Raw genomic sequence first — 15,288 nt, forward strand, 5'->3', positions numbered from 1 at the left:
GTTCCGCAGCAGGCGGAAATTTGACTCGGATCGCCCTAGGCAGCAGGTTTGGAGCCTCCGTTTGACGCGGAGAACGACTTGCCAGCTTTCACAGCCCACATCGCTCATGAAGATTCTTTTCACCGGTTTCGCTCCGGAATCAGAAACTGCTAACCCAATGAGTTGGAAGTGGATCGAGCATGCCTCGCAGCATGTTTCGCACGACCACTTCGCCCAGGCGCTGCAGGTGCCCTTCTCGTGGGACGATTGCTTCGAGACCCTGCGCCCGACGCTCAACCAAGGCTGGGACGCGGTGGTCTGTCTCGGATCGCGCCCGATCGAAAGCCTAGCTATCGAACGACTCGCTCTCAACGAGACCGACGCCGCCTGCAAGGACTGTCTGGGACGCCGCCCTCGCAGCAAGGTCATCGATCCCGATGGGGAGGCTGGCTACTGGACGGGGTTGCCCTACCGCGAGCTCGGTCTGACCCTCAGCGCCGACCGTCTCCCTTCCAAACCCTCCCACAGCGCCGGGGGCGGCCTGAGCAACTTTCTTTTCTACAAGTTGATGAACTGGATCGCTCTCAGCCGCCGATCGCTGGTGGGCGGACTCATCCACGTGCCTGAGCAGGAAACGGCCGTCCCGGTCAGCGAAGAGGCCCAAAAGACGTTCGTTCGGAGCGTGTTCACCGCGTTGACTCGGTCTGCCGAGCGAAGCGACAGCCTGATGGTTGACCTGGATAGGATGCGCTCGCTCAGAGGATCTCCAGCGCCATAAGCGTCTGGTCGTCCTGAGCGGTGAGGCCTTTCGAGAAGCGGTTCACGAACTCGAAGGCCCGGTCGGGCACGTCGTCCAGACCGCGCTCCCAGAACTGGGGCACCGCTTTGGCGAGACGATCGATGCCGAGCATGTCGCCTTTCGGATTCATAGCCTCGTAGAAACCGTCGGTGAGGAAGAGCACCCGCGAGCCTTCCTGCATGGGTATGAGGCGCTCTTCGTAGATATCGTTGGGATCGATGCCGAGCGGCATGCCTTCGGATTGCAAGGGCTCGGTTTGGCGCGTCTCCGGATTGAGCAGCAGAGCAGGGCAATGCCCGGCGCTGGCCAGCTTGAGCACCTTTTTGTCATAGGTGAGAAATGCGGCCTGTGCGGTGATGAACATGTTGAGGTGCCCGAGCTCCTCGTGGATCTGCTTGTTGATTTTGGAAAGCAGCCATCCCGGTGTCTCCGCCAGATTCAGTCTCGAACGGATGGCGGTGCGGAAAATCGTGGCCAGAAGAGCCGCCGGCACGCCCTTGCCCATCACGTCCGCGATCACGATCAGCAGACCGACATCACGAATCTCGATGGCGTCCACGTAGTCGCCGCCCACGGCCATGGCAGCGACGCACTTTCCCGTCGAGCGGCAGTATTTGTTCTTTGGATACTCGGCAGGAAGAAGCGATTTCTGGATCTCTGAAGCGATCTCGAGCTGCATCTGCGAGCGCTCCTGTTCTTCGCGGTGGCGGAAGGTCTTGGCGCTGGTGTAGGCCAGGCCGAGAAACTGGGCGAAAATGCGCATCAGCGGCAGGATCTTTTCGAAAAAGAGCTCTTTTTCCTGCTCGGTCGAGTGCAGGGAAAAGACGCCGAGGCAGTCGCGCTGGTAGAGTATGGGCAAGACGATAGCGCATCCATGGTCTTGATACAGCGGATCGGTCTGGTCGAGCAGCGAGCAATCCTCCACGAGATGCTCCTGCTCGGTGGCGATCACGGTATTGCAGGCGCAGGCCCGATCGCTGGGGATGATGGCTTCGCGAATCGACAGGGCGTCGCCGTCGTGGAAGACGTTTTCCAGACCGCCCTCCGGGGCGTGCGTCCACACATTGGCTTGAGTGATCTTTATCATGCCGCCGAGCCGCTCGATCCCTTTGTCGATGATGGCTTCGATGGCGGGACGACTCGTCATGTCCTCGGAAAAGCCGGCGATGATGTCGCGCTCCGCGAAGGCCATGTTCAGGTCGTGGGTCAAGGTCTGGAGCATGGTGTACATGTCTTCCATCTGCCCGATCACATCGGCAGGCGGGTGGGCGCGGATAAGGATGCTGACCTTCTGCCCGTAGTCCGTTTTCTGTCGCGTATGGGATTCGGCGATCGAATCGATGATGAAGCAGCCGCGTCCCGACTCCGCCATGGGGTCTTCGGGAAGGTCCGGCCCTTTGGGGGCGTCGAAGTATTCGCCCGGGTCCTCGACATCGATGCTGAGAAAGGTCCCTTCCCAGCGCCAGTCCACCTTTACGATCTTTTTCGGATCTTCCCGGCAGCCGTGCTCTACGGCGTTGTTCAAGCATTCGCAAAAGGCCAGGTCGATCTGCGGCCATAGGGTTTCGTCGATGCCTTGCCTTTGGCAGAACGACTTGAGCAAAGCGGAAACCTCCGCGACCGCGTCGAGCGTGGCGGAGAATTCGCAATGACCAGATTCGTAGTGGCTGATCGGCTCGAAACTCATTGCAGGGGCTTGAAGGCGAGCTTCAGGATGCGCGAGCGGATCTGTTTGCCAATGCTTTTGTCGCTGCTGAACGCCTGATAGGACGCGTGTATCCACTCTGTGGGTTCAAAGGGGCTGTGGCAGTCGTGCACGTCGGAGAGAGCGATGACGCCAGGTGGCGTTTTGATGAGTCGCCGAGCGACGTCCTTGTCCGCGGTTTCTGGACTCCAGTCCATCGGGCGGGGCAGGATGCCAACCAGTCGCATGCGCCCTTTGACCACTTCCTTCAGCCAGTGCAGGCGGCGCAGGATGAGGCGGCCTTTCTTGCCGGTTTTCAGCTTGATGGCTCCGCCGCGGCCGTCGTGGGCTTCCAATTCGCTCCAGTCGATGGAGGAGAGGGCGGCGATGGGGGAGAGCAGGCAGAAGAGGGCGAGGGCGATGGCGCGTTCGCTCCATTTTGTGCTGGCGAGATCCTCGCCGATGTCGGAGAGGATGAAGGAGTCGGTGATGGTGACGCGACAGCCGTGTTTGCTGTCGAGCAGCAGACTGCCGTCGACCGCCACGCCTTTGAGCGAGGTGTTGCAGCCCACCATGGTGCCGGGCAGGACGATGGAATCCTCCACGATGGCGTTGTCGTCGATGATCGAGTTTTCGCCGATGCAGGCATAGGGCCCGATCTGGACGCGTTCGCCAATTTGAGTTTTGGCCTGTATCCAAAAAGGTGGTACGAGTTTGGCGGAAGGATGAATCTTCGTATGTGGACCTACCCAGCCTCCGGAGGGATGTTTCACTTCGATCTTCAGCGTGTGGTCTTGCAGGCTGTCGAGCCAGTCCCGGTTGAGGCGCAGCCAATGCTGAAGCAGCCCCGCTTCTCCTTCGATGGGTTCGGGCAAGCGGTTGGCCTGCGGAATGCCGACCACCGGCATGGCGTCCTCTGGGGCTTCGTCGTCCGAACGAATGGGTACGACGCTGGTATGGCGCGACCAGAAGGCGCCGTCGTTGAGGTAGGTACGTAGCTCCGCTGGACGGTCCGAAGTGTAGATGGTGATGTGGTCGATCTCTTCGTGCACGGCCTGGTCCATCCAATAGGCGATGAGTGGCTGGTTGCCCACAGGCCACAGAGCGAAGGGGCGCTCGGATTGCCAGAGCGTGTCGAACTCGCTCCAGTCGGGGAGCAGAAGCTGCCAAGTCTTTTTCATCGTGAGCGTGGGAAGTCTAGTAGGCTCCTTTTCCGAGCAGGACGGCGGGGATGGTTAGGAAGAGCAGTTTCAGGTCGAGCCAGACGCTTTCGGATCGAATGTATTCAACATCCAAGCGCACCTGACCTTCGAAATTGATGTCCGCTCGGCCGGCGACTTGCCAGAAGCAGGTCAGGCCGGGTTTGGCCAGCAAGCGCTTGCGGTCCTCCACGCTGTACATGACCACCTCGCGCGGCACGCAGGGACGCGGACCGACGATGGACATTTCCCCTTTGAACACGTTCCAGAACTGGGGCAGTTCGTCGACGGAGTACTTGCGGATGAACCGGCCGATACGGGTGATGCGCGGATCGCGCTTCATCTTGAAGGTCACGTTGTTGCCCTTGTGCTCGTTCTGCTCCAGCAGCTGATCCTTGAGCTTGTCGGCGTTGACCACCATGGAGCGAAACTTCCACATGTAGAAGCGTTGGCCGCGATAGCCGATGCGCTCCTGCTTGAAGAAGATGGGTCCGCGATCCTCGAGCTTGATCAGGAGAGCCGTGGCGGCGTAGACGGGCGAAAGCAGCAGCAGGGCGCAGCCCGAAGCGACGATGTCGATGACGCGTTTCAGCCCGAGCGAAGCGGCCAGAACGGAATTCCAAACCAGGCGTTTGCTGCGCATGCGAAAGCGCAGTCGGGCCTTTCCGGAGGCGGTGCCCGCTTTGGTCCAGTAGTCTACGAGGTCTTTATCTTGTTGGTGTAGGTCGGGTTGCATTTCTAGCCAATCGAATCTGTAAATCGGCCAGAAATTTCGGGACAAAAGCCTTATCTGCTAAACTTTCCCAGACGTATGAGGTGAATTCCCTCTGCGGCAGCACGAAGCGGTCGAAGCTGGGGATGGCGTTTCGCTCCCAGAACTGCAGGATGCGCTCGAGCTCGTAGCCGCGTTCTTCCAGATCGCGTCGGATTCGACGGATCAGCCGCACGTCTGCCGGGGTGTCCACGAAGACGCTGAGCTGGTAGAGGTCCCTGAGTTCCTCGAGGTGCAGGGCGAAGAGCCCTTCGATGACTACGATCGGAGTCGGGAGCAGGGCGCGGGTGGTCGCTTTTCGAGAGAAGCTTGAAAACGCGTACTGCGGCGCGGCCACGGTCTCGCCCCTGAGCAGGGCTTTGAGGTGGCGCTGAAGCAGGTCGAGCTCCAAGGCCTCCGGAGCGTCGAAATCGGTCCGCGCCGCCTCTTTCGGATCGAGGTGGCTCAGGTCGCGGTAGTACCAGTCGAGCTCGATGTGCGTGACCTGCTTCTCGCCGAAACGGGTGCGAATGGCCCGCGCCAGCCAGCTTTTGCCGGAGCCGCTGCCGCCTGTGATGCCGACGAGAATGGGGGGAATCATGAGGAATAAGGTAAATGATTTAGGGGCCTGGGCTCAAGCGCGGGCTCGTGGGGCCGTTTTAACAACCGAGGTGTCGCTTCCCGCGTCTCCTCGACGATCCAGCCAAATCCATTCCACATTTCATTCCCACCAACATGAGTTTAGTAATCGAAGGACAGACAGTAGAAGGTACCTTGAGAGCGGAGGTCGGCGTGAGCCGTCTCGACGCATCCTCCGCCCGCGATTTCAAGAAGCAGATCGACGCGCTTTGGTCCGACGCGGTGACTGGAGTGGAGTTCGACTTTTCGCGAGTGGACTTTTTGGACAGCTCGGGAGTCGGCGCCTTGCTCGGCGTTTACAAGAAGCTGCCATCGGGCTCCGCCTCCGTCCGCCTGCTCAACGTGAAGGCCCCAGTGCAGTCGGTCATCGAACTGCTGCGCCTGCATCGCATCTTCGAAATCGCCAGCTAGCTCGTACGGAGCTGCTGCTCGTCTTCGCCGCGCCGGGCATCCGGCGACGCTACGCTAAACCTCGTCCCCAGCTGATCGCCGGGCTTGTCATGTATTGGGCGAGTCCTTCTATTCGCCCGGATGCAATCGGAGGAGTCAGGGAGTTGGGCAGATCACTTGAAGGCGACGCTTCGCCTGGCGTGGCCGATCGTGGCGGGAAATCTCGGGCAAATCCTTATCGGCGTGGTGGATACGCTGATGATTGGTCGGCTGGGGGTGGTGCCTTTGGGAGCGGCGTCCTTCGTGAACAACATTTTCGTGGTGCCGTTGGTCACGCTGATGGGGCTTCTGGTATCGGTCACGGTCCTGGTGGCCCAAGCCAAGGGAGCGGCTGATCCGCGAAGGGTGGGGCGCCTGCTCAAGCACGGGCTGGCTCTCGCCCTGGCGCTTTCTACGGTGGCGATCGCCCTGCTGCTGGTGAACGCCTCCTTTCTGGATCGCTACGGTCAGGAGGCCGAAGTGGTGCAGGCGGCAGGCGGATACTACTGGCTGATCTCCTGCTCGTTGTTTCCGGCCCTGTTCTACCATTGCCTCAAGAGCGGCAGCGAGGGCATGGGCTGGTCCAATCCCCCCATGCTGGTGCTGTTCGGGGGAATCGGTCTGAACGTCGTGTTGAACTGGATCTTGATCTTCGGCGAACTGGGCGCTCCGGCTCTCGGACTGGAAGGGGCGGGCTGGGCCACCCTGGTTTCCCGCATCGCCATGGCGGGCGGGATGATGGCGTTCGTGATGCGAGCCAAGCGCTTTCGTCCCTACCTGCCGCGTCGTTGGTTTCGAAACTACGAGCTCGGGGAGTGGAAGCCCTTGCTGCGCATCGGCGTGCCGACGGCCATGCAGCACCTTTTCGAAGTGGGAGCCTTCGGAGGCGCGGGCATCATCGTGGGCTGGCTGGGAGCTGAGGCTTTGGCGGCGCACCAGGTCGCCATGTCCTGCGCCGCTCTGGCCTTCATGATCCCTTTGGGCATTTCAATCGCTTGCGGGATCCGCGTGGGCGAAGCCTTTGGTGCGGGACGCCCGCAGGCCATCCGGCGGATCTACCTCTCCGGACTGCTATTCACCTTTTTTCAGACTCTGGTTTCGGCTTCGGTCTTCCTGCTTCTCGGGGAATGGATCGCCGGCTTCTTCGTGGAGAATCCGTCCGTGGTGGCCCTGGCAGGGCGGATTTTCGTGGTGGTCGGCCTCTTTCAAATCTTCGACGGCGCTCAGGTGACCTGTCTCGGAGCCCTGCGCGGGATGTCGGACGTGAACCTCCCGGTGGCGATCACCTTTGTCGCCTATTGGCTATTGGCTCTGCCCTCGGGCTACGGTTTCGGGTTCGCGCTCGGCTTTGGGGCTCCCGGGGTCTGGATGGGGCTAGCGCTCGGGCTTCTGGTGGCCGCCTTGGCGCTCATGCTGAGGCTTCGTCTGATCCTGCCGCGCTCCTAGTTGGGGACCATTGAGGAGGTTTCCTCATGCGGTATGCGGGATTCACACGGCAAAGTTAGGTTTTGAAGGTTAAGAAAGCCGGTTCGGATCCGATCCTAATCAGGCAACGCCCAGCGCTATACTCTTATAATGCACTCATTTAGTTCAATTCCCACCATGAAGGCCGACCTGAGCCAGTCGCTTCGCCCTATCGCGACAAGTGGGGGGGGATTGCCATGCCCTTGTTCCCTCCTCGAGCCATGAATCCCACTGTCCTCTTCGAAAACGCGTTTGCGAAGTCGCCGCAGGCTCAGCTGATCGTCACGGCTGGGAAAGTCTTCGCTGCGAACCGAGCTGCAGGAAACCTGCTGCTGGGAAATCCGGATATCAGCTCCTTGGTCGACTCGCCTGTGGAGACCTATTTCCTGGAGTCTGAAAAAGCGCTTTCGATCGACAGTGGCTCTTGCCTGTTGCCGCTGTGCAGCTCGGCTGAAATGACGCCGGTAGCATGCAACGTAGTGGTCACCCGCCTGAGCGCCATCAGCAGCCTATGGGCCTTGGAGCCGATGTGGGAGGATCAGCTGCGGCCGAACTGCGGCGAATCGACATTGCTCAACGCCCTCGATACGACCTCCGAAGCGGTCATCTGCATAGGCGGCAGCCGCGCCTCGAGAACCCAGCGTTCGCACGTGGTGAAATACCTGAACAAGGGAGCGGAAGCGTATTTCGACCTGCAAGGCGGTCCGGTGGTAGGCCGCCGCCTGCGCAACGTGTTTCGTCTCCACGACGCCCTGAAAATCGAAGCTCGCTTGGAGGAGGCGGTCAGCGGAAAGAGGATCTCGTTTCAGGCCAACGTGCTCTCTCCGGAAGGCTCGGAAACCTGTTTGGCGGTGACGATCAACGCTCAGAGCGAGGAGGAAATCGTGATCAGCCTTCGCGACGTCACCGAAGAGCGCCGCGTCCAGAATCGTCTGGAAAAAAGCAGCAACGATCTGGACCGCCTCAGCGAGCAGATCCCGGGCGTATACTTTCATTTGAAGATCGACGACAACGGCGAGCCTCGCTTCCCCTACATTAGCGAAAAGGTGAAGGCCCTGCTGGGAGTGGAAGCTTCCGAGGTGATGGCCAACGCTTCGATCGCAATGGGGTGCGTCTGTATCGAAGATTTGGAGCGCGTCTACGAATCGATCGCCATCTCCTGCCAAAACCTTACGCCTCTCTATATCGAGTATCGCGTGGTCGTGCCCAGTGGTCGCAAGAAGTGGGTATCCATAAAAGCGATACCAGAAAAGCGTGTGGACGAAGAGGTGGTTCTGTATGGGATCTTCGAAGACGTTACTCTGCGCAAGGAATCCGAAGAGCGCTTGCGCATGGTATCCGCTGCGGTGGAGGCGTCTAGCGACTTCGTGCTGATGGTCAACAATCAGGGGCGAGCTCTCTATCGCAACAACTCTTTCGCCAACATCGTTGGCTACGAGACCATCGACCAGCTCAACGATGCTGGCGGAGCCAAAACGCTGTTCAGCGAGAAGCACGTCTTCGACAAGATCTTTCAGGAGACCTTGGAATACGGGCACTGGCAGGGCGACGTGCAGGTGATGACCGAGTCGAACCGCATGCTCGACATCTACTTCCGTTCGGTATCGGTGATGGATGAAAAAGGCCGCGTGACCGCCTTGGTGATCACAGGTACGGACGTGACGCACAACAAGCGTCGGCAGAACCTTCTCAAGCGCTACAACTCGGTGCTCAAGGCCCAGAGCGAAGCGGCGACCGACGGCATCCTGGTGGTCAACGAGCGCGGGATCGTATCCAATTTCAACAAACGCTTCTGCGGCATTTGGGAGCTGCCGACCAGCTTGATGGACGTCGGAAAGCCGGAAAAGATCTGGCGGGTCGCCTCCGCCCAGATGAAGGACTCGGAAGCGTTCTTCAAGCGCTCGATGGAGATTTCGATCAACGATTCCGAAACCTTCAAGGATACTTTGGAGTTCGCGGACGGGCGCATCTTCGAGCGCACCTCGATCCCGATTTCGTCCCCCATGGGCGAATCCTACGGTCGCGTCTGGTTCTTCCACGAAGTCACCGAGCAGAAGCGCTCCGAGGAGCGCTTGCTGGCCACCATGCGCGAAGCCGAGGAGGCGAACAAGGCCAAGAGCTATTTCCTCGCGAACATGTCGCACGAGATTCGTACCCCGATGAACGGCATCATCGGGATGACCGGCTTGCTGATGGAAACGGAGCTCGAGCGCGAGCAGCAGGACTATGTGGATACCATTCGCGCCAGCAGCGAGGCCTTGCTGGTGGTGATCAACGATATCCTGGATTTTTCCAAGATCGAATCCGGAAAGCTGGAGATCGAAAACATCATGTTCGATCTTCGGGATTGCCTCGAGGAGGCGATCGACACCTTGGCGATTCAAGCAGCCGAAAAGGGGCTGGATATTTCCTATGTATTCGGAAAGGAAATACCGCAGTCTCTGCTAGGCGATCCAACCCGTCTGCGCCAGATCATCGTGAACTTGGTCGGAAACGCGGTCAAGTTCACCGCCAAGGGAGGCGTGGTCGTGAAGGTGGACCCCTTCCACATCAAGGACGACGACGTGATTCTCCACTTCCAGATCAAGGACACGGGCATCGGCATCCCGGCGGACCGCATCGATCGTCTGTTTGGTTCCTTCAGCCAGGTCGATGCTTCGACTACTCGCAAGTACGGAGGCACCGGGCTGGGATTGGCGATCAGCAAGAATCTGGCCGAGCTGATGGGTGGATCCATGTGGGTGGAGAGCGTCGAAGGCAAGGGCTCGACCTTTCATTTCACGGTCTCCTTCAACCGGGCCGCGTTCGCTTTCGATCTGACAAGCTCCAGCGTGGCCAACCAGTTCGAAGGCAAGAAAGCCCTCGTGGTCGATAGTCACGACTTCAGTCGCGAAGGGCTCGTCAGCCAATTGAAGGCCCTGAAGGTCGAAACCATCGAAGGCCGCCATTTCGACGAGATCGCGAGCTGCTTCCTCGATGAGCCGGACCTGAACATGGTGTTCGTGGATTACGGGATCGACGGGATCTCGCCGGACCAGATCAAAAAGTCGGTCAGAGAGGCGGCGGGCGACGAACTGTTTCCAGTCCTCTTCACCGGGAGGCTCGGCGGCGTGCAGTTGGGGGAAGTGGCGGATGAGAAGACGCTCACCCTTATCAAGCCCTACAAGCTCGAGAACCTGAGAAACCGTTTGCTGGAAGCGACCGGGAGGACCGTGCAAAGGGTCCGCCGCGTGACCAGCGATTCCTCTCAGATGGGCGACCAGATGCCCTTGCGCATTCTTCTGGCGGAAGACAATGCGGTGAATCAGAAGGTCGCGATGCGACTGTTCAAGAAGATGGGCTACGAGATCGCCATGGCTTCGAATGGTTTGGAAGCGGTCAATATGATCGCTGACAACGAATACGACCTGGTCTTCATGGATATTCAAATGCCCGAGATGGATGGCCTCGAAGCGACGGAGGAAATCATCAAACGCTGGGGAGACAATCGTCCGCGTATCATAGCCTTGACCGCCAATGCTATGCGCGAAGACCGCGAAAAGTGCTACGGCATCGGCATGGACGGCTACTTGACCAAGCCTTTCAAGCGTGACGACCTTAAGGATACCATCACCAAGACTTACGTGCGCTTGCAGGAGGAGAAGGCGGACAAGTCCCCGAGCTCGGAAGCCTAAATCCATCCTCCTAGCCGCCGCTCGGCATAAAGGGTGGACTCGGCCGCTGCCCTCGCTTTGGCTGGAGGCATGTTCGGCAAGTCGACACGTTTGCGGATAGGCGACGCATTGCCGCCGCTTGATGGGATTGTAGAAGTGGAGGGGCGAGGCGCGGTCTCGCTGAAGGAGTACCTAGGCTCGGGACTTGGCTTCGTCTTTTTCTTTCCCCGCTCGGACACTCCTGGTTGCTCCGCTCAGGCGTGCAGCTTGCGCGATGCGTATTCGGAGCTCGAAGACAGAGGGGTGAAGGTTTTGGGGGTCAGCGGCGACAAGGTCGTGCGGCAGCAACGCTTCAAGGATAAGCGTAAACTTCCGTATCCACTGTTTTCGGACGACGAGGGAAAAGTGGCCAAGGCTTTCGGCGTGCCGTCGTTCTTGGGCATCGTAAAACGACAGGCGTTTCTCTTTCGCGAGGGAGAACTCGTTTGGAAGGATGAGAGCGCGTCCACGCGAGATCAGGCTGAGGACGTGCTGAAGGCTCTCGAGTCCCTCGGCTAGCGACGCGCTTTCGCTGCCTCGATGTGGTGGAGCAGGATGGCCTCGAAGCGATCGATCGCCGGCTGCCAATCGAAGTGGGGAGCGTAAGCGACCGCGGCCGTTCCCAGTCGTTGGCGCAGGGACAGGTCGCCCGCCAGTCGCAAGCTGTTAGCGAGAAATTCGGATTCGTCTCCCAGCGGCGCCAGCAGCCCGTTTTTATTGTGTTCGATGTGCAAGGCGGCAGCAGCGTAGTCGTATGCCAATACAGCATTTCCGCAGGCCATGGCTTCAGTGGTCACATTTCCATAGGTTTCAGTGGTGCTTGGGTACAGAAAGGCGTCGGCAGAAGCGTAGTGACGCGCCAGCAAGGCGCGGTTTTCCAAAGGTATAGGACCTGTGAATACAGCATAGGGAAACGATTTTCGTAGCTGCGGCTCCAGCGGCCCGCCGCCTACGATGACGAATCGGGCATTGCCGTGGCGTTGGCGAATGGCGTCGTAGCACTTCTTCAGCAACTGATAGTTCTTTTCGCTAGCCAAGCGACTGACGTGTATAAATACCGGATCGCCCGATTTGGCGCCCCACGACTGCCTAAGCTGTTCGTCGCGAGCGGCGGGATTGAAGGTAGTGAGGTGTACCCCGCGTCCGAATACATCCATGTTCCTAAACCCCTCTCGACCGAGCTGGTCCGCCAGCTCTCGGGTCGGGGCCATGGTGCAGCGGGTCTGGTTGTGTATCCAGCGTAGAAACGCGAGCACGAGGCTGGTGAAGAACTTGGCGTTGTAGTGCTCGCTGTAGCTATGGAAATTGGTATGAAACGTTGATGTAGTGGGCGTTAGGATACGTTTAGCTGCCAAGATGGCCGACAGTCCCAGCGGCCCCTCCGTAGCGATATGCACGACGTCCGGCTGCCAACGTCGCCACTGATAGATCAGTCGATTCCTGCAGGGGATGCCGAAGCGCAGGTCCGGGTAGCGAGGAATGGGCGCCCCGGGCACGGTGACGGTGCTCTGGTCTGCAAGGGCGTAGGGTTCCTCGGCTGACTGACTGGGGCGAACCACTTGCACCTGGTGTCCCTTTTCCCGCATGCCCGTCACCAGTTGACTCAGGGTCATGGCCACGCCGTTAATTTCGGGAGGGTAGGTTTCGGTTACGAGGGAGAGCTTCACGAGATTCGGTATTTGGTTTTTTCTGACCGGCGCGTCTTGAGCTTGAAACACGGCCTAGACGCGGGACCTAGCGATGGAAATCTGAAAGTTGTAACGTTCGCGTGACAGCTAATCATGGGCAGTAGAGGGCGCTTCTAGTTTTCAGCGGTAGCAGCCTTTGGGTTGCATGGACCAAGAGCAATCTTTTGACAGTCAAAACGTCCTCCGCTTTTCATCACCGGATCGTCCTGCAAGAGCTGAACGCCGGAACTTGGAAGGCTCGGCATTTCCAGACTATGAGAAACAAGATGCGAATCTACCACCGGTACCTCGGATTCTTTCTATCCGGTGTCATGGCAATCTACGCCTTGAGCGGCGTCATTATGATCTTCCGCAACACGGATTTCATGAAAGTGGAAAAGCAGGTCGAGGTAGCTCTGGAGCCCGGACTTGGCACGGAAGCCCTCGGCCAAGCTTTGCCCATGAGGGGCTTTCGAGCGGAGTCGGAATCGGAGGGCGAGATCGTCTTTCGCGATGGGCGCTACGACAAGCTCTCCGGCGAGGCCAGCTACACGAAGAAGGAGCTGCCGCTGCTGCTGAAGAAATTCGAGCAGATGCACAAGGCCACCTCCGATCGCCCGCTGTTCTACCTCAACGTCTTTTTCGGCCTATCGCTGCTGTTTTTCGTCGTGTCTTCGTTTCTGATGTTCCTGCCTCGGTCGAAGGTCTTTCGCAACGGCATGTACTTCGCGGCCGCGGGACTGGCCCTGGCGGTTGTCGTGGTCTACGTCTAGATGGTCAACGATCCGCGACGATGCTGATGGCGAAGCCCCCACCTGAGGCCACGCTGAGCTGCAGAGTGGACTGGGAGCTTACAGGGATGGTCTCGATTTCGTATGCCTGCGGATTGTCGAGGTAGTGGGCGTCCGCTGCGTCGCGATAGAGAGTGGCGGTGTAGCGTTCGCCTGTATCCAAAAAATCAAGTTTCAGGGAAACGGAGCGTTGCTCGGATCCATTCACGCTGCCGAGGTACCAGTCTTTCGAGCCTTTTTCCTGACGAGCGGTGGTGACGAAGCGACCCGGCTCCGCTTCGAGGTAAACCGATTTCTCCCATTCCAAGGGAACGTCCTTGATGAACTGGAAGGCGTCGAGAAACCGATCGTAGTTTTCCGGAAGGTCCGCTGCCATGTGTAGTGGACTGTAGAATACGACGTAGAGGGCGAGCTGGTTGGCGATGGTGCTGTTTACGTGAGACTGGTTTTCCGGATTCAGCTTGCTCATATCCATTTCGAAGATGCCGGGGGTGTAGTCCATGGGACCTCCGATCAGGCGGGTGAAGGGGAGCACGGTGACGTGGTTGACCTTCGAGCCGCCGAAGGCTTGGTACTCGGTGCCGCGAGCGGACTCGTTGCCGACCAAGTTCGGATAGGTGCGGGCGATTCCGGTCGGGCGAACCGCTTCGTGAGCGTTTACCATGATCTCATATTCGGCCGCTTTCTCGAGGGCGTACTGGTAGTGGTTCACCAGCCATTGACTGTAGTGATATTCGCCCTTGGGCAGAATGTTTCCCACGTAGCCGCTTTTGACTGAATTGTAGCCATGCTGCTTCATGAAGGCGTAGGCGGCGTCCATGTGCCGCTCGTAGTTGCGCACGGAGCTCGAAGTCTCGTGATGCATGATCAGCTCCACGTCACGCTGGCGAGCGTAGTCGCTTAGCTCTGCGACGTCGAAATCTGGATACGGAGTCACGAAATCGAAAACGTAGTCCTTCTCGTGCCCGAACCAGTCTTCCCAACCCACGTTCCAACCCTCCACCAGAACGCCGTCGAACCCGTGCTTCGCCGCGAAGTCGATGTAGGTCTTCACGTGTTCGGTATTGGCTGCATGGCGTTCGCTGCGGGGGAGCTGGGTATAGTCGGTTTCGCCGAGCTTGATGGGGACGGCCGCGTCGGTGTAGGCCCAGGAGCTTTTGCCGGTGATCATCTCCCACCACACTCCGATGTATTTCATGGGTCTGATCCAGGAGGTGTCCTCGATCTTGCAGGGCTCGTTGAGGTTGTAGGTCAGGCGCGAGGCCAGGATGTCGCGGGCGTCGTCGCTGGCGATGATCGTGCGCCAAGGCGTTTGGGCGGGGGCTTGCAGGTAGGCTTTGTCGCCGACTGCGTTGGGGGTGAGCCATGACTCGAAGACGAGCGTCTCCGGATTGAGGTTCAGGTGCATGGCCGGGTAGTCGATCAAGGCGGCTTCGTGCAAATTGATGTAGAGCCCGGAGTCGGTCTTGAGCATGAGAGCGGTTTGCACGCCTGTTTTCGAGAAGGCGGTCTGCGAGGCGTTTTCAGTGTAGGCGGAGTCGAAGAGCTCTGCGATCGCGGAGAGGCGGGATTCGGTGTAGTCGTACTCTTGGGTATCGTAGTCTCCTGGTATCCAGAAAGCGGTATGGTCGCCGGTCATGGCAAACTCGCTCAACTCGTCGGTCACCACGAAGTGGCGAAGATTTGATTGTTCGGGAAACTCGTAGCGAAAGCCGAGCCCGTCGTCGGAGAGCCGAAAGCGCAGGTCGAGCTCGATGCCAGATCCCTCCTGACGCAGGCGCACTAGCCGCTCGCGGTAGTGGTTGCGGATCTCCGTTTCCTCGCCCCAGACGGTTTGCCAAGTCTCGTCGAACTCATTCTCGATCACTTCCACGATTTGAAACCCGCTGTTCAAGGCGTGTTGCTCTCCCTCGATGCGAAGCTCAAAGCCAAGTCGACTCTGGTCGACAACTGGTTCTCCCTTGTATCCAAGTTTATAGGTCAGAACGCCCTCGGAATCAGTCTGGTATTCCAAGAGGAACGCTCCGTCGGGTGACTGGAGCGAGGCGGCCGAGGCGGAAGCGGCGATGAAACAAAGCAGAGTGAGCAAAGGGGTCTTCATATACCAGACCATGCAAGACCATCCCTGCCGGCTCTCAACGACACGAATACGGAGAAAGCTCCAATGACTAGGACAAAACTTAAGCGCTCTGCG

11 protein-coding genes and 1 pseudogene are annotated in these 15,288 nt (G+C 59.0%); 6 read left to right on the forward strand and 6 right to left on the reverse strand.

Annotated features, from left to right (window positions below; genetic code table 11):
• Window positions 1-106: 106 nt before the first annotated feature.
• Window positions 107-757, forward strand: a complete 651-nt coding sequence (locus tag QEH54_RS10410) for a hypothetical protein (RefSeq protein WP_309018610.1) — start codon at window positions 107-109, stop codon at window positions 755-757.
• Here QEH54_RS10410 and QEH54_RS10415 read toward each other — a convergent pair.
• From QEH54_RS10415 to udk, 4 genes are read right to left on the reverse strand one after another with little or no spacing between them, the layout of a single operon-like run.
• A complete protein-coding gene (locus tag QEH54_RS10415; protein ID WP_309018611.1) occupies window positions 735-2,465 on the reverse strand; it encodes a SpoIIE family protein phosphatase in 1,731 nt (576 codons plus the stop codon). The genes QEH54_RS10410 and QEH54_RS10415 overlap by 23 nt on opposite strands.
• Window positions 2,462-3,643 carry a hypothetical protein gene (locus QEH54_RS10420; RefSeq protein WP_309018612.1) on the reverse strand — a complete coding sequence of 394 codons (1,182 nt, stop codon included), beginning with the start codon at window positions 3,641-3,643 and terminating at the stop codon, window positions 2,462-2,464. The genes QEH54_RS10415 and QEH54_RS10420 overlap by 4 nt, the downstream gene beginning before the upstream one ends.
• A gap of 16 nt (window positions 3,644-3,659) precedes the next feature.
• Window positions 3,660-4,397, reverse strand: coding sequence for a sugar transferase (locus QEH54_RS10425; protein ID WP_309018613.1), 738 nt, complete (start codon window positions 4,395-4,397; stop codon window positions 3,660-3,662).
• Window positions 4,369-5,013, reverse strand: coding sequence for a uridine kinase (udk, locus tag QEH54_RS10430; RefSeq protein ID WP_309018614.1), 645 nt, complete (start codon window positions 5,011-5,013; stop codon window positions 4,369-4,371). Before udk ends, QEH54_RS10425 begins: the two co-directional genes overlap by 29 nt.
• A 134-nt stretch (window positions 5,014-5,147) precedes the next feature.
• Here udk and QEH54_RS10435 point away from each other — a divergent pair, with 134 nt between their 5' ends.
• The 4 genes from QEH54_RS10435 (at window position 5,148) to QEH54_RS10450 (ending at window position 11,155) form a co-directional block, all read left to right on the forward strand.
• Window positions 5,148-5,462 (forward strand): STAS domain-containing protein, encoded by a 315-nt coding sequence (locus tag QEH54_RS10435; protein ID WP_309018615.1) that lies wholly within the window; start codon window positions 5,148-5,150, stop codon window positions 5,460-5,462.
• 156 nt (window positions 5,463-5,618) lie between these two features.
• On the forward strand, window positions 5,619-6,926 hold the full coding sequence (locus QEH54_RS10440; protein WP_309018616.1) for an MATE family efflux transporter: 1,308 nt from the start codon (window positions 5,619-5,621) through the stop codon (window positions 6,924-6,926).
• Window positions 6,927-7,165: 239 nt separating this feature from the next.
• A complete protein-coding gene (locus tag QEH54_RS10445) occupies window positions 7,166-10,618 on the forward strand; it encodes an ATP-binding protein (protein WP_309018617.1) in 3,453 nt (1,150 codons plus the stop codon).
• A 33-nt stretch (window positions 10,619-10,651) separates the two neighbouring features.
• Window positions 10,652-11,155, forward strand: a complete 504-nt coding sequence (locus QEH54_RS10450) for a peroxiredoxin (protein WP_309018618.1) — start codon at window positions 10,652-10,654, stop codon at window positions 11,153-11,155.
• Here QEH54_RS10450 and QEH54_RS10455 read toward each other — a convergent pair.
• The gene (locus QEH54_RS10455) at window positions 11,152-12,303 is read right to left on the reverse strand and encodes a glycosyltransferase family 1 protein (RefSeq protein ID WP_309018619.1); all 1,152 of its coding nucleotides are present in this window, start codon (window positions 12,301-12,303) and stop codon (window positions 11,152-11,154) included. The two genes, QEH54_RS10450 and QEH54_RS10455, sit on opposite strands and share 4 nt — an antisense overlap.
• Window positions 12,304-12,446: 143 nt before the next feature.
• On the opposite strand from QEH54_RS10455, the pseudogene QEH54_RS10460 reads away from it, so the two are divergent.
• Window positions 12,447-13,076 (forward strand): annotated as a pseudogene (locus QEH54_RS10460) (PepSY domain-containing protein); the annotation flags it as partial.
• A 4-nt stretch (window positions 13,077-13,080) separates the two neighbouring features.
• Here the strand turns inward: QEH54_RS10460 and QEH54_RS10465 are convergent.
• Window positions 13,081-15,195 carry a glycoside hydrolase family 97 protein gene (locus tag QEH54_RS10465; RefSeq protein ID WP_309018620.1) on the reverse strand — a complete coding sequence of 705 codons (2,115 nt, stop codon included), beginning with the start codon at window positions 15,193-15,195 and terminating at the stop codon, window positions 13,081-13,083.
• Window positions 15,196-15,288 lie beyond the last annotated feature (93 nt).

It is taken from the genome of Pelagicoccus sp. SDUM812003, assembly GCF_031127815.1.
Lineage (GTDB): Bacteria > Verrucomicrobiota > Verrucomicrobiia > Opitutales > Opitutaceae > Pelagicoccus.

Excerpts from the sequence above, each read along its gene's own strand:
- QEH54_RS10410 (WP_309018610.1), top strand. The coding sequence starts at position 107 with ATGAAGATTCTTTTCACCGGTTTCGCTCCGGAATCAGAAACTGCTAAC.
- QEH54_RS10415 (WP_309018611.1), bottom strand. The coding sequence starts at position 2,465 with ATGAGTTTCGAGCCGATCAGCCACTACGAATCTGGTCATTGCGAATTC.
- QEH54_RS10420 (WP_309018612.1), bottom strand. The coding sequence starts at position 3,643 with ATGAAAAAGACTTGGCAGCTTCTGCTCCCCGACTGGAGCGAGTTCGAC.
- QEH54_RS10425 (WP_309018613.1), bottom strand. The coding sequence starts at position 4,397 with ATGCAACCCGACCTACACCAACAAGATAAAGACCTCGTAGACTACTGG.
- udk (WP_309018614.1), bottom strand. The coding sequence starts at position 5,013 with ATGATTCCCCCCATTCTCGTCGGCATCACAGGCGGCAGCGGCTCCGGC.
- QEH54_RS10435 (WP_309018615.1), top strand. The coding sequence starts at position 5,148 with ATGAGTTTAGTAATCGAAGGACAGACAGTAGAAGGTACCTTGAGAGCG.
- QEH54_RS10445 (WP_309018617.1), top strand. The coding sequence starts at position 7,166 with ATGAATCCCACTGTCCTCTTCGAAAACGCGTTTGCGAAGTCGCCGCAG.
- QEH54_RS10465 (WP_309018620.1), bottom strand. The coding sequence starts at position 15,195 with ATGAAGACCCCTTTGCTCACTCTGCTTTGTTTCATCGCCGCTTCCGCC.